Raw genomic sequence first — 1,060 nt, 5'->3', positions numbered from 1 at the left:
TTATCATTAGTTGATGATATAAGCGAATAAAACTAGGGCGTGTCATCAATTAGCACAGTTGTTTTAGAATAAGCTATAGTAACTCTATATTTACTCATATGAGCTTAATCATCATGACAAGACGACATGCCCTGCGAGATGACCAATGGGAGAGAATTAAAGACATCCTTCCAGGTCAACCAAAGGACGTTGGTGTTACGGCAAAGGATAACCGCTTATTCGTAGAAGCCGTCTTGTACCGCTATAAGACAGGCGTACCTTGGCGTGATCTACCTGAACGTTTTGGCGACTTTAGAGTGATTCATACTCGTTTTAGCCGTTGGTCAAAAAAAGGCGTATGGGAGCAGGTGTTTAATCAACTCTCTGAACAATCAGATGATGAATATGCCATGCTAGATGCCACGATTGTTAAGGCTCATCAGCACAGTGCTGGAAAAAAAGGGATCAAGCCATTGGACGCAGTAAAGGTGGACTGACGACTAAGATACATACTCGTACAGATGCGCTAGGCAATCCTAATGGCTTTTATCTAACCGGTGGCGCAGCTCATGACTTACGTGGCTCAGATGAACTGCTCGATGTCAGTATTAGTCAAACTTGGCTTGCTGATAGAGCTTATGATGCTGATGCCCGTGTCATTGTACCGATTAAATCGGTACAAGGTAATGCAGTCATACCATCTAAGTGTCATAGGCTACAGCCAAGAGACTTCGATAAAGAGCTCTATAAAGCGAGGCATCTGATCGAGAACTTTTTTGCCAAGATTAAGCAGTACCGTGCGATTGCTACTCGCTATGACAAGTTAGCCTGTCATTTCCTCAGTGCGATTCATTTAGTTTCTTGTGTCATTTGGCTTAATTGATGACACGCCCTAGGTGTTATACAACTAAATAGTCGCAGCGAATTGTTTTGACCATTTATTAGCTTTAGTGATGAACAGTTCAGCAGCTATCAGTCTTCTTTGTTCCCTGTCTTGTCATTAGAGACAGGCGTTTTTTCTGTATCGGCGGCCATGGTTGTATCGCCAGCAACCTTGGAAAGCAGAGGAATACGCACACCC

The 1,060-nt window shown here is 43.2% G+C and carries 1 pseudogene; it reads left to right on the top strand.

Annotated features, from left to right (window positions below):
• Nucleotides 1-113 precede the first annotated feature (113 nt).
• Nucleotides 114-862 (top strand): annotated as a pseudogene (locus JMW90_RS13380) (IS5 family transposase).
• Nucleotides 863-1,060 lie beyond the last annotated feature (198 nt).

It is taken from the genome of Psychrobacter glacincola, from assembly GCF_904846215.1.
Classification (GTDB): Bacteria; Pseudomonadota; Gammaproteobacteria; order Pseudomonadales; family Moraxellaceae; genus Psychrobacter; species Psychrobacter glacincola.
This window is presented reverse-complemented; position numbering and strand designations above follow the sequence as displayed.